The 19107-nt window shown below is 63.1% G+C and carries 17 protein-coding genes and 1 tRNA gene; 7 read left to right on the forward strand and 11 right to left on the reverse strand.

The annotated features are described in order from the left end of the window. The 4 genes from NKI96_RS02385 (at position 1) to glpK (ending at position 4658) form a co-directional block, all read left to right on the forward strand. A complete protein-coding gene (locus tag NKI96_RS02385) occupies positions 1-915 on the forward strand; it encodes a carbohydrate ABC transporter permease (protein WP_023754893.1) in 915 nt (304 codons plus the stop codon). Positions 916-982: 67 nt separating this feature from the next. Then, the gene (locus NKI96_RS02390) at positions 983-1270 is read left to right on the forward strand and encodes a DUF2160 domain-containing protein (protein WP_023754892.1); all 288 of its coding nucleotides are present in this window, start codon (positions 983-985) and stop codon (positions 1268-1270) included. A gap of 77 nt (positions 1271-1347) precedes the next feature. Then, positions 1348-3075, forward strand: a complete 1728-nt coding sequence (locus NKI96_RS02395; protein ID WP_023670978.1) for an ABC transporter substrate-binding protein — start codon at positions 1348-1350, stop codon at positions 3073-3075. A gap of 89 nt (positions 3076-3164) precedes the next feature. Beyond that, positions 3165-4658 carry a glycerol kinase GlpK gene (gene glpK, locus NKI96_RS02400; RefSeq protein ID WP_023696520.1) on the forward strand — a complete coding sequence of 498 codons (1494 nt, stop codon included), beginning with the start codon at positions 3165-3167 and terminating at the stop codon, positions 4656-4658. 91 nt (positions 4659-4749) lie between these two features. Here the strand turns inward: glpK and NKI96_RS02405 are convergent, their stop codons facing one another. Beyond that, positions 4750-5250 carry a BA14K family protein gene (locus NKI96_RS02405; protein ID WP_023736568.1) on the reverse strand — a complete coding sequence of 167 codons (501 nt, stop codon included), beginning with the start codon at positions 5248-5250 and terminating at the stop codon, positions 4750-4752. 322 nt (positions 5251-5572) lie between these two features. Here NKI96_RS02405 and NKI96_RS02410 point away from each other — a divergent pair. Then, positions 5573-5648: transfer RNA gene (locus NKI96_RS02410), tRNA-Lys, on the forward strand. A 49-nt stretch (positions 5649-5697) separates the two neighbouring features. Here NKI96_RS02410 and NKI96_RS02415 read toward each other — a convergent pair. From NKI96_RS02415 to NKI96_RS02440, 6 genes are all read right to left on the reverse strand, one after another. After that, positions 5698-6759 (reverse strand): ABC transporter ATP-binding protein, encoded by a 1062-nt coding sequence (locus NKI96_RS02415; protein ID WP_023736569.1) that lies wholly within the window; start codon positions 6757-6759, stop codon positions 5698-5700. A 39-nt stretch (positions 6760-6798) separates the two neighbouring features. Beyond that, positions 6799-7620, reverse strand: coding sequence for a carbohydrate ABC transporter permease (locus tag NKI96_RS02420; RefSeq protein ID WP_023700756.1), 822 nt, complete (start codon positions 7618-7620; stop codon positions 6799-6801). Beyond that, complete coding sequence (locus NKI96_RS02425; protein ID WP_023670984.1) at positions 7621-8559, reverse strand: carbohydrate ABC transporter permease; 939 nt, start codon at positions 8557-8559, stop codon at positions 7621-7623. Further along, positions 8559-9896: an ABC transporter substrate-binding protein gene (locus NKI96_RS02430; protein ID WP_023822219.1), complete on the reverse strand. Its 1338-nt coding sequence runs from the start codon at positions 9894-9896 to the stop codon at positions 8559-8561. The genes NKI96_RS02425 and NKI96_RS02430 overlap by 1 nt, the downstream gene beginning before the upstream one ends. Positions 9897-9961: 65 nt before the next feature. Then, the gene (locus tag NKI96_RS02435; RefSeq protein WP_023688610.1) at positions 9962-10621 is read right to left on the reverse strand and encodes a GntR family transcriptional regulator; all 660 of its coding nucleotides are present in this window, start codon (positions 10619-10621) and stop codon (positions 9962-9964) included. Between the two features lie 23 nt (positions 10622-10644). After that, entirely contained in the window at positions 10645-11529 is an 885-nt protein-coding gene (locus tag NKI96_RS02440; protein WP_023822218.1) for a dihydrodipicolinate synthase family protein, read from the reverse strand. A gap of 249 nt (positions 11530-11778) precedes the next feature. On the opposite strand from NKI96_RS02440, the gene NKI96_RS02445 reads away from it, so the two are divergent. After that, a complete protein-coding gene (locus tag NKI96_RS02445; protein WP_023822217.1) occupies positions 11779-12921 on the forward strand; it encodes a hypothetical protein in 1143 nt (380 codons plus the stop codon). Positions 12922-13138: 217 nt separating this feature from the next. Here the strand turns inward: NKI96_RS02445 and dprA are convergent, their stop codons facing one another. Genes dprA through NKI96_RS02465 form a run of 4 tightly spaced genes read right to left on the reverse strand, consistent with a single transcriptional unit; the run spans position 13139 to position 17170 of the window. Beyond that, entirely contained in the window at positions 13139-14266 is a 1128-nt protein-coding gene (dprA, locus tag NKI96_RS02450) for a DNA-processing protein DprA (protein ID WP_352802769.1), read from the reverse strand. Continuing rightward, complete coding sequence (plsY, locus tag NKI96_RS02455; protein WP_023696534.1) at positions 14263-14868, reverse strand: glycerol-3-phosphate 1-O-acyltransferase PlsY; 606 nt, start codon at positions 14866-14868, stop codon at positions 14263-14265. The genes dprA and plsY overlap by 4 nt, the downstream gene beginning before the upstream one ends. A gap of 56 nt (positions 14869-14924) precedes the next feature. Then, entirely contained in the window at positions 14925-16211 is a 1287-nt protein-coding gene (locus tag NKI96_RS02460; RefSeq protein ID WP_023734344.1) for a dihydroorotase, read from the reverse strand. Continuing rightward, positions 16208-17170 (reverse strand): aspartate carbamoyltransferase catalytic subunit, encoded by a 963-nt coding sequence (locus NKI96_RS02465; RefSeq protein ID WP_352802773.1) that lies wholly within the window; start codon positions 17168-17170, stop codon positions 16208-16210. The genes NKI96_RS02460 and NKI96_RS02465 overlap by 4 nt, the downstream gene beginning before the upstream one ends. Before the next feature lie 196 nt (positions 17171-17366). Between NKI96_RS02465 and NKI96_RS02470 the strand changes: the two genes are divergently transcribed. Continuing rightward, positions 17367-18995, forward strand: a complete 1629-nt coding sequence (locus NKI96_RS02470; protein WP_023700749.1) for a DNA alkylation response protein — start codon at positions 17367-17369, stop codon at positions 18993-18995. Positions 18996-19107: the final 112 nt, after the last annotated feature.

Here is a 19107-nt window from a genome sequence, read left to right on the forward strand (position 1 = left end):
ATGGCCGGCGCCAACGAAAGAGCCGACAGAGTGAGCGAAACCACAGCTTCGGGAAAATTGGCGAGCACGCTTTCGCAGGATCAGGTCGCCCGGCTGATGCGCAAGCGCGGCGAGGAATCGCGCTGGTGGTGGATCGTGCCGACGATCTACATCATCGTGCTTCTGCTGCCGATCTACTGGCTCATCAACATGAGCTTCAAGACCAATGCCGAGATCGTCTCCTCGCTAACGCTCTATCCGCATCAGCCTACGATCGCCAACTACGTCACTATCTTCACCGATGCGTCCTGGTATTCGGGCTACATCAACTCGATCACCTATGTTGTCATGAACATGGTGATTTCCGTGGCTGCGGCGCTGCCGGCGGCCTACGCCTTTTCGCGCTACCGCTTCCTCGGCGACAAGCATCTGTTCTTTTGGCTGCTGACCAACCGCATGGCGCCGCCGGCGGTGTTCGCGCTGCCGTTCTTCCAGCTCTATTCGGCCTTCGGCCTGATCGACACCCACATCGCGGTGGCGCTGGCGCACTGCCTGTTCAACGTGCCGCTGGCGGTGTGGATCCTCGAAGGCTTCATGTCGGGCGTGCCCAAAGAGATCGACGAAACAGCCTATATCGACGGCTACTCCTTCCCGCGCTTCTTCGTCAGGATTTTCATGCCGCTGATCGCCAGCGGCATCGGTGTCGCGTGCTTCTTCTGCTTCATGTTCTCATGGGTCGAGCTTTTGATCGCTCGCACGCTGACGACCACCGATGCCAAGCCCATCGCCGCCACCATGACCCGCACCGTCTCGGCCGCCGGCATGGACTGGGGCCTGCTTGCCGCCGCCGGCGTGCTGACGCTGATCCCCGGCGCGCTCGTCATCTGGTTTGTCCGCAACTACATCGCCAAGGGCTTCGCCCTGGGGAGGGTGTGATGAAACAAAAGCACGGGTTCATCCTCACCACCACCGCCAAGGGCTTTGCCCTGGGGAGGGTGTCACCATGAATCTCGACCTCACCTGGATGGCGTGGACGTGGCCGACGGCGGCGTTCTTCGGCACCATTCTCCTGCTGCTGTGCGGCATGGCGTTTTGGGAATATGCCTCGCCGGGCGGCAATCCGCGCGTCGGCATCCTGCGCTTCGAGACGACGCGCGGCGACCGTCTTTTTCTGTCGCTGCTTGGCAGCGCCTTTATCCATCTCGCTTGGCTGGGTCTTGTCGGATCCAACCTGTGGTGGGCTCTCGCTCTCTCCGTGGTCTACGCCGTCGGCGTGTTCCGCTACGTATAGAGGGGGAAACTGTTGGATCGACCGCGTGCCGGCGGCCGTTCCAGATCGCACTTGAAACCTAAATGTGGAGGAAACCTATGCGACGGCAATTTTTAACATCAACAACTGCCCTTGTCCTGTTGCTCGGGGTAGGCAACGCCTACGCCGGAATGGATGAGGCCAAGGCGTTTCTGGACAAGGAAATCGGCCCGCTGTCGACGCTCGACCGCGCCGGCCAGGAAGCAGAAATGCAGTGGTTCATCGATGCCGCGAAGCCTTTCGCCGGCATGGACATCAAGGTCGTGTCCGAAACCATCGCCACCCACCAGTATGAATCGCAGGTGCTGGCGCCCGCCTTTACCGCCATCACCGGCATCAAGATCACGCATGACGTCATCCAGGAAGGCGACGTCGTCGAGAAGATCCAGACCCAGATGCAGACCGGCCAGAACCTCTATGACGGCTGGGTCAACGATTCCGACCTGATCGGCACCCACTGGCGCTACCAGCAGGTCCGCAACCTGACCGACTGGATGGCGGGCGAGGGCAAGGACGTTACCAATCCGAACCTCGACCTGAAGGATTTTATCGGCACCTCCTTCACCACCGCGCCGGACAAGAAGCTCTATCAGCTGCCCGACCAGCAGTTCGCCAACCTCTACTGGTTCCGTTACGACTGGTTCAACGACGAGAAGAACAAGGCCGACTTCAAGGCGAAATACGGCTACGACCTCGGCGTTCCCGTCAACTGGTCGGCCTATGAGGACATCGCCGAGTTCTTCACCGGCCGCGAGATCGACGGCAAGAAGGTCTATGGCCACATGGACTACGGCAAGAAGGACCCGTCGCTCGGCTGGCGGTTCACTGATGCCTGGCTGTCGATGGCCGGCAACGGCGACAAGGGTCTGCCGAACGGCCTGCCGGTCGACGAATGGGGCATCAAGGTCAACGAGAAATCACAGCCGGTCGGCTCCTGCACGGCGCGCGGCGGCGACACCAACGGCCCGGCTGCCGTCTACTCGATCCAGAAATACCTCGACTGGCTGAAGGCCTACGCTCCGGCCGAAGCCCAAGGCATGACCTTCTCCGAATCCGGCCCGGTGCCGGCACAGGGTGCGGTCGCGCAGCAGATATTCTGGTACACCGCCTTCACCGCTTCGATGGTCGACGCCGGCGCCAAGGCGGTGCTGAACGACGACGGAACGCCGAAGTGGCGCATGGCCCCGTCGCCGCATGGCGTCTACTGGAAGGACGGCATGAAGCTCGGCTATCAGGACGTGGGTTCCTGGACGCTGATGAAGTCGACGCCGACCGACCGCGCCAAGGCCGCCTGGCTCTACGCGCAGTTCGTGACCTCGAAGACGGTCGACGTGAAGAAGAGCCATGTCGGCTTGACCTTCATCCGCGAAAGCACGATCCACGACAAGAGCTTCACCGAACGTGCGCCGAAGCTCGGTGGTCTGATCGAGTTCTACCGCTCGCCGGCCCGCGTTCAGTGGTCGCCGACCGGCACCAACGTGCCCGATTATCCGAAGCTGGCACAGCTCTGGTGGCAGGCGATCGGCGATGCCTCGTCCGGCGCCAAGACGGCGCAGGAAGCCATGGACTCGCTCTGCGCCGAGCAGGAAAAAGTCATGACCCGCATCGAGAAGTCGGGCGTCCAGGGCGATATCGGCCCGAAGATGGCCGAAGAGCATGACCTCGCCTACTGGAACGCCGACGCGGTCAAGAACGGCAATCTCGCGCCTCAGCTGAAGATCGAGAACGAGAAGGAAAAGCCGATCACCATCAACTACGACGAACTGGTGAAGAGCTGGCAGAAGTAATCTTGGCGTACGCGCCAGGATCATAGTGAACGGGGAGGCGGCATCTTGCCGTCTCCCCTGTTTGTATAGGCGAGCTACCGGGAGGACTAATGACCGGATACATCCTTGCAATCGACCAGGGTACGACATCGACCAGGGCGATCCTGTTCGACGGCGCGATGAAGGTCGCCGGCAGCAAGCAGCAGGAATTCACGCAGCATTATCCTGCCTCCGGCTGGGTGGAGCATGATCCGGAAGAGATCTGGGCAAGCGTCGTCGCGACGGTCAAAGGCGCGCTGAAGGCCGCCGGCCGCGAGGCCTCGGATGTGGCGGCGATCGGCATCACCAACCAGCGCGAAACCGTCGTCATCTGGGACAAGGCGACCGGCAAGCCGATCCACAATGCCATCGTCTGGCAGGACCGCCGCACCGCGCCGCTGTGCCAGAAGCTGAAAAAACACGGCCTGGAGAAAAAGTTCACCAAAAAGACCGGCCTGCTGCTCGATCCCTATTTCTCCGGCACCAAGATCGCCTGGATGCTGGACAAGGTAAACGGTGCGAGAAAGCGCGCCGAAAAGGGCGAACTGCTCGCCGGCACTATCGACAGTTTTTTGATCTGGCGGCTGACCGGCGGCAAGGTGCATGCGACGGATGCCACCAACGCCTCGCGCACGCTGGTCTATAACATCGAGAAAAATGTCTGGGACGACGAGCTGCTCTCCATCCTGCGCATCCCGGTGGCGATGCTGCCTGAGGTCAAGGATTGCGCCGACGACTACGGCGTGACGGAAAAAAGCCTGTTTGGCGCCGAAATCAAAATCCTTGGCGTGGCCGGCGATCAGCACGCAGCGACCATCGGCCAGGCCTGTTTCGAGCCAGGCATGATGAAATCGACCTATGGCACCGGCTGCTTTGCGCTGCTCAACACCGGCGCCGATCTGGTGCGCTCGAAGAACCGGCTGTTGACCACCATCGCCTATCGGCTGAACGGCAAGACCACCTATGCCTTGGAAGGCTCGATCTTCATCGCCGGTGCCGCCGTGCAATGGCTGCGCGACGGCATCAAGGTGATCGGCAAGGCCGAGCATAGCGGCGTTTTGGCTGCAACCGCCGACCCCACGCAGAACGTCTATCTGGTGCCGGCTTTCGTCGGTCTCGGCGCGCCGCATTGGGACGCCGAAGCGCGTGGCGCGATCTTCGGGCTGACGCGCAACTCAGGCCCGGCGGAGTTTGCCCGCGCGGCGCTTGAATCCGTCGCCTACCAGACGCGCGATCTCCTCGACGCCATGCGCAAGGACTGGAAGGGGGCATCGGCCAAAACCGTGCTTCGCGTCGACGGCGGCATGGTGGCCTCCGACTGGACCATGCAGCGGCTGGCCGATATCCTCGATGCCCCGGTCGATCGCCCGACCATTCTGGAGACGACGGCGCTGGGCGCAGCGTGGCTTGCCGGCTCGAAGGCGGGTGTGTTGCCGAAGGCGAAGGATTTTGCCAGGAGTTGGGCGCTCGAGCGCCGCTTCAAGCCGGACATGGATGCCACGGTGCGTTCGGCAAAACTGGCCGGCTGGCGCGATGCGGTGCGCCGGACGCTGAGCGCGTCCTGATTTCGCACTTAAGACCAAGTCCGCGAAAAGACGAAGCCCGCGCCCGTTGCCGGCGCAGGCTCCGTCCTACCCTAACTTCGCGCTAAACACATCAATAGGGCGAATTACACTGCCGCCGAGGGCCGTAGTTGGGCTGGAATGTGTTGTCCGAGGCGCGGTAGGAGCGATAGCGGTCGTAGCACCACTGCACATGCGCATCGCCGCCGTAAACGCGGTTGTTCTCGCTGTTGACGATCGCACCGGTGATCAAAGCGCCGGTGGCGAAGGCAGCCAGCGGGAACCAGTAGTCGCCGTGACGGCGATAGCCGCGGTGATATTCGCGATAGCCGCGATGGCCATTCCAATAGCTGCCGCCATCATTGTTGCGCGAGAACTGGCGGCCTACGCGGAAATCGCGATTGCCGGAATTGCGATTGCCATGGCGCATCCACCGCCAGTTGTCATGACGAGAATCGCCCACATTCACGATGTCGGACGAAGTTGCTGATGACTGGGGCACGAACATCTGGGTGGCATTGGCCGGCATAGCGGCGGCCGCAGCAAACGAAATTGACAGGGTGGTCGCCAGTAGACCCGTTGCGATCTTGTTCATGATCTTCTCCTTGAAGGGTGGTTGACGTCCCTTGTGAGACGAAAACGGCCCGCTCGTGCGATGGTTCCCACCAAAACAGTAAGTTGCTGATTTGTAATGTTTCTCGAATGTGGCGCGTGAGAAAAGGCGCGTCTCGCGCGCCAACAGATCGACGCGGCGACCACGTTGCGGGAGCGGCTCACCGGACTGGTGACGACGCAATTTGCGGCGCGTCGGGCGATGGCTAAAACCCCGGTGGAACGGCCATCTTTTTCCGGTTGACCGGTCGCGGCACTCTCCCTATGTTCCGCGCAATTTCGAGGGCGGCCTTTAGAGCCCGCGGGAGCGCGTAGCTCAGCCGGTAGAGCAACTGACTTTTAATCAGTAGGTCTCGGGTTCGAACCCCGACGCGCTCACCAGAAATATTTCGTGCGGAAGTTGCTCGCTGTCAGCAGCCCCCATCGCCGCCTACAATCGCCGCCCGGTCTTGACGTCGAACAGATGAGCGCAGGCGCGGTCGATCTCGATGCGCATCTGCTCGCCCTGTTTCAGTGCCAGCCGCTCGCGGAAAAGGCAGGAGATTTCTTCTCCGGCGCAGTCGACCCGGGCAAAGATTTCCGAACCCGTTGCTTCCAGAAGCACGATCGTGCCGGGGATTCCTTTGGCGGTCGTCGCACGGATATGTTCGGGGCGAATGCCGTAGATGAGGTCGCGGCCGGGTATGTTTGCCAGGTCGCTGCCTTCCGGCAACGGCAAGATCAGTCCACCGGCGCTGCGGAAAACACCTTCCTCGACATGGCCGCGAATGAAATTCATCGCCGGCGAGCCGATGAAGCCGGCAACGAAGAGGTCGGCCGGGCGATCGTAGAGATCGAGCGGCGCGCCGATCTGCTCGACAAGGCCGTCATGCAGCACGACGATCTTGTCGGCCATGGTCATGGCCTCGATCTGGTCGTGGGTGACGTAGATGGTGGTGGTTCCCAGCCGCTGGTGCAGCGCCTTGATCTCGCCGCGCATCTGCACTCGCAATTTGGCGTCGAGATTGGACAGCGGCTCGTCGAACAGGAACACCTGCGGGTCGCGCACGATGGCGCGGCCCATGGCGACGCGCTGGCGCTGGCCGCCGGAAAGCTGACGCGGATAGCGGTCGAGCAGCTTGTCCAGGCCGAGAATGCTGGCGGCCCTGCCGACGCGGCCGGCGGTGTCGGCCGGATCGGCTTTCTTGATCTTCAGGGCAAAGCCCATATTGTCGGCCACCGTCATATGCGGATAGAGCGCGTAGTTCTGGAACACCATGGCGATGTTTCGGTCGCGCGCCCTGAGATTGTTGACGACGCGATCGCCGATGGCGATCCTGCCGCCCGAGATCGTTTCCAGTCCGGCAATCATGCGCAGCAGCGTCGACTTTCCGCAGCCCGACGGCCCGACCAGGATGACGAATTCGCCATCGGCGATGTCGACGCTGACATCGTGGATGATCTTGGCGGCTCCGAAAGCCTTCTGAACGTTGTTGATTGTTACCGATGCCATTGGATTTCTCCCGGAAATGAGTGATGTCGGGGCCGTGCCTCAGCCGCCCTTGACGGCGCCTGCGGTCAGCCCGGCGACGATCTGCCTTTGCGCGAACAGGGTCAGCACCAGCACCGGCAGCGTCACCACAAGTGCTGCGGCGGCGAGCGGACCCCAGCTCACCTGCTCGTAGGAAAGCATGTTGTAGACGGCGACCGGCAGCGTGCGGGTCTCGCGGCTGGCGAGCACAATACCGAAGACGAAATTGTTCCATGAGAAGATGATCGACAGGATGAAGGCGACGACAATGCCCGGCTTGGCGATGGGCAAGGCGACCAGCCGGAACACCTGCCAGGAACTGGCGCCATCGATGTTGGCCGCTTCTTCCAGCTCCATCGGCGTGGTCTCGAAATAGCCGATCATCACCCAGACCACGATCGGCACCGTCACCACCAGATGGATGATGATCTGCGGCCACAGCGTGCCGAGAATGCCGACCCACTGGAACAGCAGGAACAGCGGAATGAGATAGGAAAGCCCCGGCGTCATGCGGGCGATCATGATGACCACCGCCGAGCGTTCGGCCTTGAGCCGCGCGATGCCATAGCCCGCCGGCACGCCGATCAGCAGCGCCAGCAACGTTGCCGTGCCCGTCACCAGAACCGAATTCCAGAAATAGAGCAGGAAATTGTTCTCCTCGAATACCTTCACATAGTTCGACCAGGCGAGATGTTCCGGGATCAGGATCGGCGGGTAGGCACCGTTGTCGATCTCGAACTTCAGCGACAGCGAGATCATCCAGAGGAAGAACAGGATCGCCGGCGAGACGAAGACCAGAGCCGCGAAAAACAGCCCGATCCGGTTGAGCAGCCGTGAACTCATCTATTTGCCCTCCACCCCGATCCATTGGGAGCGCTGGCGCAGCATCAGCAGGATGAAGGACAGCGCGACGATGACGATGAAGAACACCACGGCCATGGCCGAGCCATAGCCGATGTCGTAGTAGGAGAAGGCGGTGTTGTAGAGATAGATGTTGATGGTTTCCGAGGCCGTGCCCGGTCCGCCCTGGGTCATCGCGTAGATGATGTCAAAACTCTTCAGCGCATCGATGGTGCGGATGATCATGGCGATCATCAGGAACGGCGCGATCATCGGCAAGGTGAGATAGCGGAACTGCTGCCAGGCGTTGGCGCCGTCGATCTCGGCGCTCTCGAAGGGCTCGCGCGGCACGGAGGCCAAGCCGCCCAGCACGATCAGCATCACCAGCGGCGTCCACTGCCAGGTCTCGACCGCAACCAGGGACGGGATGACCGTCCTGGCGTTAAAGATCCATTCCTGCGCCGGAATGCCGACCAGCGACAACAGATAGTTGAGCACGCCAAGCTGGGGATGGAACATCATCGTCCAGACCAGCGCCACGGCGACTGGCGTTGCCATCATCGGCATGACGAAGACGCCGCGCAACAGGCCGCGCAGCGGAAATTTGGCGTCGAAGATCAGCGCCGCGACAGTGCCAAGGAACATCGGCGCCGCGACCGAAAGCGCCGTGTAGGTCAGCGTATGGAAAAGCGATTCCCAGAAGCGTTGGTCGACTGCCAGCCGCAGGTAATTTTCCATCCCGGCAAAGCTTCGCGCCTGTCCGAGGGTCCAGCGGTTGACGCTCATCCACAGCGTGAAGGCCCAGGGAAAGACGATCACGGCGCCGACGACGACGAGCGCCGGGACGACGAAAGGCCAGTAGTTGGGAGCCAGACGGATGGTCTGGCCCCCTTCGATGGCTTGCGTCGTCACCCCGGTGCGTTCTGGGGTGATGGCGGACATCAGCCTTGCTCGCTCCGGTCGAGCACCGGCTGGAACTGCTCGGTGGCCTTCTTTAGTTCCTCCGCCGGATCGGCGCCGGCGATCAGATTGGTCAGCGCCACGCCATAGATGTCGCGGAACTCGGTGACCGGAATGATGACCGGCAGCGACAGCCGGCTGACATTGCCCGAGCCGACCACGGCATCGAGCCAACTCGCCGGCATGGTGACGCCTTCGCGCACCTTGGGATTTTCCAGCACCGACTTGCGGAACGGCACGCCGGCACCCGCCTGCAGCAGGCGCGCGCCCATGGCGGGCGAAATCGCCCACTGGCAGAAGAGGTAGGCGGCCTCCTTCTTCTCGCTGGTGGCCGTCACGCCGAGGCCGTCGCCAAAGGTGCCGGCGGCATGCGCCTTGGGCCCCTTCGGCATGACGCCGTAGCCAACCTTGCCGACCACTCGTGACTTTTCCGGATTTTCCATTGGCGGGGCAAAGCCGACGCCATCGAACCACATCCCGATCTTGCCTTGCAGGAAGGCGGACTGGGCTTCGGCCCAGTTGAATCCGGTGACGCCTGGAGGCGCCGACTTGGTCATCAGCCGCTGGTAGAGGCTGGCTGCCTCGACCGCCTCGGGCGAGGTCGTGCGCAGCTTGCCCTTGTCGTCGAGCGGCGTCATGTCGTAGCCGAGCATAAGCGACGTCCACACCGGCGTGTTGGCGTTCTTGAGGCCGCGGCCGACAAATCCATAGGTGTTGGTCGACGGGTCGGTCAGCGCTTCGGCCGCCGCCACCAATTGCTCGAAGGTTTCAGGGTATTTGAGGCCCTTGGCCTCGAACAATTCCTTGTTCCAGTAGACGATCCAGTAGTCGACTGAGAACGGTAGCGAGCGCAGCACGCCCTGGCCGTCCTTGGCAAACAGCATGCCGGCATCGGCGAAATCGGTTTCCACCAGCGCAGGATCGGTCAGGGTCGGGTCAGCGAGATAGCCTGATATGTCGGCCAGCCAGTCGCCCTTTTCGAACTGGCGCTTCTGCACGTGGTAGCTCAGATGCACGACGTCGAAGCTCGGTTTGCCGGAGCTCAGTTCGATCACCGTCTTCTGGCGCTGCTGCTGTTCCGGCGTCGCTTCGGCATTGACCTTGATCCCGGTCAGTTCCTCGAACTCGGCGATGTATTTTATCAGCGTGTCGCTGCGCGGGCTTTTCACCAGATTGACGTCAAGCGTCGTTCCCGCAAAGCGCTTCCAGTCGACGCCGGCGGCAAAGCTTGGGCGAACGCCCGCAAAGCTGGCGGCGGCAAGCGCCGCGGTTCCCTGGAGGAGTTGCCTCCTGGTTGGGTTGAACAGATTGGATGACATTTTCTTCCTCCCGGTGTTGTCGTTGTTGATTGCGCCACAGCGACCGCGGCGCGGCTCATGCTTCCTCAGATTTGTAGCGCCAGCCGGCGCGCCTTTTCGATATGCTGGCTGATGGCCTCGACCGCCTTCCCAGGATCGCGGCTCTGCATCGCATCGATCACCGCCAGGTGCTCGCGCATGACCGGCACGACGCGCCCGTCGATACGGAACCGCTCCTGGTGGATCAGGCGGATCTTCACCGAATTCACCAGATAGGCCTTGGCGATGATCTCGTTGCCCAGCGCATCGATGAACGTGTCGTGCATGGCCCAGTCGATGGTCTGCGCCTTGGCCTCCATCTCCGGCGTCGGGGTTTGCGCCAGCGCCTGGGCAAGCATGTCCTCATGCTCGCGCCGCAAGCGGGCAAGCTCGGCATCGGAGGCGCTTACCGTAAACAGCGCTACCGCTTCACGCTCCATGAACAGGCGGAACTGAAAGGCCTCGCGGATCAGGCTGATGTCTATATGGGCGATCTGCATGCCGCGCTGCGGGATGGTCGTCAGCAGTCCTTCCGCCTCGAGACGCGGCACGATCTCGCGAATGGCGCCGAGCGGCAGTCCGGTGAAGGCAACCAGCTCACGTTGCGACACGAACTGGCCCGGCTTGAAGTCGCGCGCCAGCAAATGCCGCGTGAAGCTGGCATAGGCCTTCTCCCTGAGGGTGGTCGGTTCGTTGCCGTCTTCCATTTCGGCGCGCTTCCCTTTGCCGGTCAGGCCGGTTCCCTGGCAAACAGGCTGTCATAGGCTGCGGCAAGCTGCTGCTGCCCTTGCAACGCAATCGGCTCCAGCGGCGGACGGACCGCCAGCCACCGCTCGTCGCCGGTCTTGCGCGCCACCATGACCTTTACCGCGGGGGTGACCGGATATTTCAGCAATTCGAGCACAAAACTTTCGACGCGAGGATCGTCGCGCCCGTCCTCGGCCATGGCGCGGATTTCGCCCGGGACGAAATTGGCCATGCCCGAGATTGCACCTTGAGCACCCAGTCGCACCGCACGCGCCAGATGCCTTTCATCGCCGATCAGGATCACCAGATCGCCATGGGCGGCAAGCAGCGCCTCGCTGTAGCTCCAATTTCCACCGGAATCCTTCACCCCGGCGACCACGTCGGGAAAAGCAGTGCGCAACCGGCCGATCAGGCCAAGCGAAAGCTGCACCATGGTAACCGAAGGGATGTTGTAGAGCAGCACGTCACGGGCGAGGGGGCCAAGCGCGGCAAAGACGGCGGAAAACCAGCCGAAAAGGCCATCGTCGCCGACATTCTTGAAGTAGCTTGGCGGGGCCAGCAGAATGTTTCGGGCGCCGCGCTGCAAGGCATGCTGTGCCTGTTCGGCGGCGTCTTCGGCGGCGTCGACCAGCACGCCGGCAACGAGTTGATGCGGCAAGATTCCAGCAGCCAGCATGGCTTCGGTCACCGACCGCCGCTCCGTCGTGCCCACCGACGCGCCTTCCCCTGTGGTGCCGAAAAGCGTCACGCTGCCGCAACCCTGCGCCAGGCAACTTTTGGCCTGAGCGATCATGGGGGCGGTGGCGATCTGCCCGCGGGCATCGAAAGGCGTGGCGAGAGCGGCCGAAAGGCCAAAGCGTGATGTCACCGGAGGTCTCCGAAGTAGGTGTATATGCCGTGTTAGCACACTAACATGTTAGTCGTAAATTGGGGTGGTGCGCTTTTTTAACAGCGGAGGGCCTTATCGAGCGGTTCACGGGTTCGAAGCTCATGGCGGATCGAGACCATTGGCGAAACAGCAGGATGGCCCAGTGTTCGGGCGCGGAGCGGCAGCTCCAACCTTGTCCCCATCCCAGTCGATGGCTAAACTCAGCCTTTCCCAGGGGAGGGTTCTGACATGACACTTCAGCTTTCGGCGGATGCTGTCGCTCCTAAGGCGGCGGCGCCTCAAAAGTACCTCTTCGGCCCGGTCGCCGATTTCCTCATGCTGGGCGGCAGCGCCTTTCTCATCCTGCCGGTGCTGTTTCTCGTTCCGCTCGAATATGAAGGTCCGGTGGCCGCAACGATGGTCTTCGTGGCCTATCTCGTGAACTATCCCCACTTCGCCCACTCCTACCAGCTCTTCTACCGCAATTTCGGGCGCAAGGTGACGGGCGACGGCTACGACAGGAGCTTGCAGCTCCGCTACATCTTCGCGGGCATTGTCGTGCCCCTGGTCATGGCCGGGTTCTTTGCCTATGGCGCCGCGGCGGCGAACACGCGCCTGCTCGGCTATGCCACCAACGCCATGTTCTTTTTTGTCGGTTGGCACTACGTCAAGCAGGGCTACGGCATGCTGATGGTGGATGCGGTGCTGAAGCGCAAATTCTTCGACGACCGCGACAAGAAGGTGCTGCTGGTCAACTCCTATGCCGTGTGGATTCTGGCATGGCTGCAGACGAATACGGCGGTCACCCAGGGCAAATATTATGGCCTGGACTATTACACATTCGCGGCCCCTTCCTGGATTACCGACATCGCCATGCTGGCGGCCGTTGCGTCGACGACGGCCACGCTCTTGATGCTGGTCAATCGTTGGCGGAAGAACGGCGGCGGCCTGCCCTATAACGGTTTGGTGGCCTATGTGGCGTCGCTCTATCTCTGGATCTTGATCGCGCGCGTAAACCCGCTTTGGCTGCTGATCGTGCCCGCGCTCCACTCGCTGCAGTATCTCGCCGTGGTCTGGCGCTACCAGACGAACGTCGAGCGAGACAGTTCCGATGCCGAAGGCGATCCGCAGCCGAAAATCCTGTCCTTTCTTGGCCCCCTCTACAGGTTTCGGCTCCTCGGCTTCATCGTCGGCGGCACGGCCCTTGGCTATCTCGGCTTCTGGCTGATCCCATCCGCGCTGACGGCTTTGATTCCCTATGACAGGCAAGTGCTGGGGTCATCGCTGTTCTTCTTCATCGTGCTCATCTTCATCAATGTGCACCATTATTTTCTCGACAATGTGATGTGGCGCCGTGGCAATCCGGAGGTATCGAAGTATCTGTTCCGCTGACTGATGCGCAGACTGTCGAGCCCGGTTTTCGTCAGCTGTCGAGTATGCCATTGCGAGCGTGATCGTCAGTGCAACGGAGAGCCCTGGAATGGCGGAGTGCTTTTCCGAGAGCCGCCTGGAAAAATACCCTGCGGTGGATCTGTACCGGCGTTGGCGCCGCCGGCGTGACCCTCGACGCGTGAGTTGCGGCCGACGTGCGGCGGGATCGGGTGGAACGTCACGAAACCAGTGAGACATTGCCGCCGGCATGGCGCTCGATGCGGCCGGCAAGGTCGAGTTCCAGCAGCACCATGGAGACTTGCGCGGCGTTGAGGCCGGTGTGGCGGATGATCTCGTCCACGCCCACCGGCGTTGGGCCCAGCACTTCGAGCACGCCGCTGCGTTCGTCCTCACCGGGCGGGGGAGTTGCCGAAAAATCGGGTGCCTTTTCTGGCGGCGCAATGCTTCGCGTTCGCGTGCCCGCCAAGGGTGCGATCGCACCGGAAACATCGGCCGCCTCGGTGACCAGGGTGGCGCCATCCTTGAGCAGCCCGTTGGAGCCGGCGCAGCGCGGATCGAGCGGCGAACCCGGTACGGCAAAGACCAGCCGGCCCATCTCGCCGGCCAGGCGCGCGCTGATCAGCGAGCCGGAGCGTTGCGCCGCTTCGATCACCACCAGTCCGAGGGCGGCGCCCGCGACAAGCCGGTTGCGGCGCGGAAAATCCTGCGCCCGCGGCCGCCAGCCGAACGGCATTTCCGAAATGACGGCGCCGCCACGCTCGGCAATGTCGTCGCACAAGCCGATATTTTCGGGCGGGTAGGGGACATCGAGCCCACCGGCCAGCACACCCACTGTACCAGTCGAGAGACTGCCCTGGTGTGCTGCCGTGTCGATGCCGCGCGCCAGGCCGGAAACGATGACGTAGCCGTCGCGGCCAAGATCCGCCGCCAGCATGCGCGCCATCTTGATGCCGGCGAGCGACGCGTTGCGGGCGCCGACGATGGCCACCGCCGGCAGGCGAAAGACGGCTGCCTCGCCCTTCACGGCAATCAGTGGCGGCGGATTGTCCATGTTTTTCAGCATCGGCGGGTAGTCGGCCTCGCCGATGCCGACGAGGCCGGCGCCGTTTTCACTGGCTGCGTCGAGTTCCGCTTCGGCTTCCTCCACGGAAGGAATGCGCATGATCCTTTTGGCTCCGCCCGAAATAATCAGCTCGGGCAGCATCTCCAACGCCGCCTCCGCCGAACCAAAGCGGTTGATCAATTCGCGAAACGAGGCCGGGCCGACATTTTGTGTGCGGATCAGCCGTAGCCAGCTCAGCCGCTGCCGGTCGCTGAGGCGCGGCCCGGCGGCGGGCTTGCTCAACCCTTGGCTCCGATCTTGCCTTCGGTGCCGGCAAGAAGGCGCGAAATGTTGGCGCGATGTTTGAAGATGACGATCAGGCTCATCACCAGGAACAGCCCGGCGGTCTCAGGTGTGCTCCAGAAATAAAGCGCGATCGGCACGATGACCGCCGCCGTCAGCGCTGCCAGCGAGGAATAGCGAAACAGAAAAGCCATCGCCAGCCAGACGACGATAAAAATCAGCGCCACATGCCAGCCGAGCGCGATCAGCACGCCGAGATAGGTCGCCACGCCCTTGCCGCCCTTGAAACCGAGCCAGACCGGAAACAGATGGCCAAGGAAGGCGCCAAGGCCCGCCCAGAGTCCAAGGCCGGCCCACAGTCCGTAGTCGTGTCCAAAATGGCGCGCGATCATCACCGCCGCCGTACCCTTCAACGCGTCGAGCACCAGCGTCGCGGCGGCGAGGCCCTTGTTGCCGGTGCGCAGAACGTTGGTGGCGCCGATATTGCCGGAGCCGATTTTGCGCACATCGCCGAGGCCGGCCGCGCGGGTGATCAAGAGGCCGAAGGGAATCGAGCCGAGGAGATAGCCGAACAGCAATGCCAGGATAACGTTATAACTCATTGTTTGCCCCCGCATTTCCCCAGCAACATATCGGTCTGCGACGTGGCGCGCTCGCTCTAGCTCGAAAACACTGTGCGGCCCGCCACCAGCGTTTGCAAGACCATGCCTTGCAGCCGCGCACCTTCGAAGCAGGTGTTTTTCGAGCGCGAGCGGATGCCGCTTTCACTCACGATCCAGGGTTCTTCAAGGTCGATCAGCGCAAGATCGGCCGGCGCTCCCGGCTTCAGCGTGCCGCCCGGCAGGCCGAACAGCCTTGCTGGTGCGGTGGACAGTGTTTCGACCAGCCGAAGTAGCGGCACGTCCCCATTGTGGTAGAGCCGAAGCGCTGCTCCAAGCAGCGTCTCCAACCCGATCGCGCCGGCAGCTGCATCGGCGAAGGGAAGGCGCTTGGTGTCGACATCCTGCGGGTCGTGCGAGGAGACGATGATGTCGATCGTGCCGTCCTTGACCGCCTCGATCATGGCCAGCCGGTCTTCCTCCGCGCGCAAAGGCGGCGTCAGCCGGAAGAAGGTGCGGTATTCCCCGACATCGTTCTCGTTCAGCGACAGATTGTGGATCGCCACGCCCGCCGTGACATTGGCCTTGTCGGCTTTCGCGCGCGTCATCGCTTGCGCTGCCATCGCCGTCGAGATCTTGGCCGCGTGGTAGGCGCCGCGCGTCAGCCGTGCCAGCGCCAGGTCGCGCTCCAGCGGGATGGACTCGGCCTCGCGCGGAATGCCGGCAAGGCCGAGCCAGCTGGCATACAGGCCTTCATTCATCACGCCTGCCGAAGCGAGGTCGCCATCCTGTGTCTCATGTGCGATGACGCCACCGAAATCGCGGGCATAGGTGAGAGCCCGGCGCATCACCAGTGCGCTGGATATTGTGTGCCGCCCATCGGTGAAGGCGACCGCACCGGCCTCGCGCAACAGGCCGAATTCGGTCATCTCGCGACCGGCGAGGCCTTTGGTGATCGCCGCCGCCGGAAAGATGTTGACGCTTGCCGTGTCCCGGGCGGTGCGCAGCACGAATTCGACCAGCGCGACATTGTCGATCACCGGGTCCGTGTCGGGCATCATAACGACGGAGGTAACGCCGCCGGCCGCCGCCGCAACGCTGGCCGAAGCGATGGTCTCGCGATGTTCGCCGCCCGGTTCGCCGATGAAGACGCGCGCGTCGATCAGGCCGGGAATGATTGCCTTGCCGGCGCAGTCGACCACGGTGGCTCCCGCCGGCAGGCCCTGGTTCAGGGCAGCCTTGCCGGCGGCAACGATCTTTTTCCCCTCGACGATCACGGTGCCGACCTCGTCGAAGCCGCGTGACGGGTCGACGATGCGGGCGCGCTCAAAGACCGTCGTGCTCATGCGCTCCGGCCCTCGTTGCGGCGCGGGTCGAGCAGCGCTTCCATCACCGCCATGCGCACGGCGACACCCATCTCGACCTGTTCCTGGATGACGCTTTGCGGACCGTCGGCGATTTCGGACGCAATCTCGACGCCGCGGTTCATCGGACCGGGATGCATCACCAGCGCGCCGTCCTTGGCGGCCTTCAGCTTTTCGGCATCGAGGCCGAAATAGCGGAAATATTCGCGTACCGAAGGCACGAAGGCGCCTTCCATCCGCTCGCGCTGCAGGCGCAGCATCATCACCACGTCCGCGCCCTTGAGGCCCTCTGCCATCGAGCGCGAGACGATGACGCCCATTTTATCGATGCCGGACGGCAGCAGGGTCGACGGCGCCACCACACGCACCTGCGCACCAAGCGCGTTCAACAGCATGATGTTGGAACGCGCCACGCGAGAATGCAGGATGTCGCCGCAGATCGCTACGATCAGTTTCGACAGCGGCCCCTTGGCGCGGCGGATGGTCAGCGCGTCGAGCAGCGCCTGCGTTGGGTGTTCATGCGCGCCGTCGCCGGCATTGACCACCGAGCAGCCGACCTTCTGCGCCAAAAGGGCGGCGGCGCCCGCAGACTGGTGGCGGATGATCAGGATGTCGGGGCGCATGGCGTTCAGCGTCATCGCCGTGTCGATCAGCGTCTCGCCCTTCTTCACCGAAGAGCTCGCCACCGACATGTTCATGACGTCGGCGCCGAGCCGTTTCCCGGCCAGTTCGAACGACGACTGCGTGCGCGTCGAGGCTTCGTAGAAGAGGTTGATCTGGGTGCGGCCGCGCAGCGTCGAGGTCTTCTTTTCGGACTGCCGCGAAATGGCGACGGCGCGATCGGCCCGGTCGAGCAGGAGCTCGATATCACCGGGGGAAAGATCGCGGATGCCCAGAAGATGGCGGTGAGGATAAAGCGGCAGGGACGAAGCGTCGGTCATCTCAAGGCGCTGCTATAGGGGGGAGAATTCCTTGCCGCAAGCGCCAGCTTGGGATTGCGGCCTTTCTCCCCGGTATTTTCGTCGCGCGCGCCGCCTGGCTTGGGCTATATCTAGCCGATTGCTTCGGATTCGAAGCCTTGTGATGATAAGGCCTTTCTACCGTTAGAAGGCCCTTCTACTTTCAGAAGGATTGGGCGTGACCGACGACGTGACCAACCAGCCGCCGCCGCTGACGGGCGGCAACGCCTGGCGGGGCGATCCGTTGCTGATCCAGCTTGCCGAGCGTTTTTCCGATCCGGTGCGCAAGGACCTCGACGGGCTTGGCCGGTTCGTCCTGACGCAGGAGGCGCAGGAGCTGGCGCGCCTCGCCAATGTCGAGACGCCGAAGCTCCGCACGCATGACCGTCAGGGCCGGCGCATCGACCTCGTCGAATTCCATCCGGCCTATCATGCGCTGATGCGCCGCTCGGTTGCCGGCGGCCTGCATTCCTCGATCTGGGAAAACGGCGATAGCGAGATCGGCCGTCGCCATCAGGTGCGCGCCGCGCGTTTCTACCTGACCGCCGAACTCGAGACCGGGCATCTCTGCCCCATCACCATGACCAGCGCTTCGCTGGCCGCCCTGATGGCCAGCCCAAAGCTGTTTCGCGAATGGGCGCCGCGCGTGACGACGCGCAAATACGACCAGAGTCAGAAGCCGCCGGTCGACAAGACCGGGCTGACGCTCGGCATGGGCATGACCGAAAAGCAGGGCGGCACCGACGTGCGCGCCAACACCACACGGGCCGAACGCGCCGGCAGCGGCTTTTATCGCCTCACCGGCCACAAATGGTTCATGTCGGCGCCGATGTCGGACGCTTTTCTCGTGCTTGGACAGGCGCCGGAAGGGCTTTCCTGTTTTCTCGTCCCGCGCATCCTCGGCGACGGTTCCGGCAACGGCTTCCGCTTCCAGCGGCTGAAGGACAAGCTCGGCAACCGCTCCAACGCCTCGTCGGAGGTAGAGTTCGTCAACGCCATCGGCGAGATGGTCGGCGAGCCCGGCGCCGGCATAAAGACGATCATGGACATGGTCACGCTGACCCGGCTCGACTGCGCCGTCGCCTCGTCGGCAATCATGCGAGCGGGGCTGGCTGAGGCCGTGCATCACGCCCGTCACCGCCAGGTGGCCGGCTCGACGCTGATCGAACAGCCGCTTATGCAGCGCGTGCTGGCGGACATGGCGCTCGATGTCGCCGCCGCCACGGCACTCTCGTTCCGACTGGCGCGCTCCTTCGACGAGGCTGCCGGCGACCGCGGCGAGGCTGCTTTTGCCCGCGCCATGACCCCGGTGGTCAAATACTGGGTCTGCAAGATCGCGCCGCCACTGCTCTATGAGGCGATGGAGTGCCTCGGCGGCAATGGCTATGTCGAGGAAGCGCCGCTCGCCCGCTACTACCGCGAAGCCCCGGTCAATGCGATCTGGGAGGGCTCAGGCAATGTCATGGCGCTCGACGTGCTGCGCGTGCTCGGCCGCGCGCCCGGCCTGTTCGAGGAGGTGCTGGCCGGCATCGACCGCGATCTCGGCGCCGGCGGACGCGGAACCATTGGCGTGCTCAAGGCGGCCATGCAGGTCGCCGGCACCGATGAGGGGTCGGCCCGCCTGCTGACCGAACAGCTGGCGCTGTCGGCGGCAGCTGCGGAATTGCGCCGGCTGGGGGCAGGGCGGATTGCGGACGCCTTCGTCGAGACGCGGCTCGCCGGCCAGTGGCGCAACACCTATGGCATGCTCGATTCGCGCCACGATGCGCGCATGATCATCGACACGCTCTATCCGCCGGTGAATTGAGGGCCTTCCGCCAGGCCGTGAACGAATTTGCCTGCCTGTGGACAGCCGTTAACCTTAACGAATGGTTTCCGTTGCAGCCGCAGGCCGCAGACCCCACTGTCTTTGTCACCAA

Origin of the sequence: Mesorhizobium sp. M0292, assembly GCF_040321695.1 — a bacterium.
Taxonomy (GTDB): domain Bacteria; phylum Pseudomonadota; class Alphaproteobacteria; order Rhizobiales; family Rhizobiaceae; genus Mesorhizobium.

Coding starts and splice junctions, on each gene's coding strand:
- NKI96_RS02385 (WP_023754893.1), top strand. CDS start 1: ATGGCCGGCGCCAACGAAAGAGCCGACAGAGTGAGCGAAACCACAGCT.
- NKI96_RS02390 (WP_023754892.1), top strand. CDS start 983: ATGAATCTCGACCTCACCTGGATGGCGTGGACGTGGCCGACGGCGGCG.
- NKI96_RS02395 (WP_023670978.1), top strand. CDS start 1,348: ATGCGACGGCAATTTTTAACATCAACAACTGCCCTTGTCCTGTTGCTC.
- glpK (WP_023696520.1), top strand. CDS start 3,165: ATGACCGGATACATCCTTGCAATCGACCAGGGTACGACATCGACCAGG.
- NKI96_RS02405 (WP_023736568.1), bottom strand. CDS start 5,250: ATGAACAAGATCGCAACGGGTCTACTGGCGACCACCCTGTCAATTTCG.
- NKI96_RS02415 (WP_023736569.1), bottom strand. CDS start 6,759: ATGGCATCGGTAACAATCAACAACGTTCAGAAGGCTTTCGGAGCCGCC.
- NKI96_RS02420 (WP_023700756.1), bottom strand. CDS start 7,620: ATGAGTTCACGGCTGCTCAACCGGATCGGGCTGTTTTTCGCGGCTCTG.
- NKI96_RS02425 (WP_023670984.1), bottom strand. CDS start 8,559: ATGTCCGCCATCACCCCAGAACGCACCGGGGTGACGACGCAAGCCATC.
- NKI96_RS02430 (WP_023822219.1), bottom strand. CDS start 9,896: ATGTCATCCAATCTGTTCAACCCAACCAGGAGGCAACTCCTCCAGGGA.
- NKI96_RS02435 (WP_023688610.1), bottom strand. CDS start 10,621: ATGGAAGACGGCAACGAACCGACCACCCTCAGGGAGAAGGCCTATGCC.
- NKI96_RS02445 (WP_023822217.1), top strand. CDS start 11,779: ATGACACTTCAGCTTTCGGCGGATGCTGTCGCTCCTAAGGCGGCGGCG.
- plsY (WP_023696534.1), bottom strand. CDS start 14,868: ATGAGTTATAACGTTATCCTGGCATTGCTGTTCGGCTATCTCCTCGGC.
- NKI96_RS02460 (WP_023734344.1), bottom strand. CDS start 16,211: ATGAGCACGACGGTCTTTGAGCGCGCCCGCATCGTCGACCCGTCACGC.
- NKI96_RS02465 (WP_352802773.1), bottom strand. CDS start 17,170: ATGACCGACGCTTCGTCCCTGCCGCTTTATCCTCACCGCCATCTTCTG.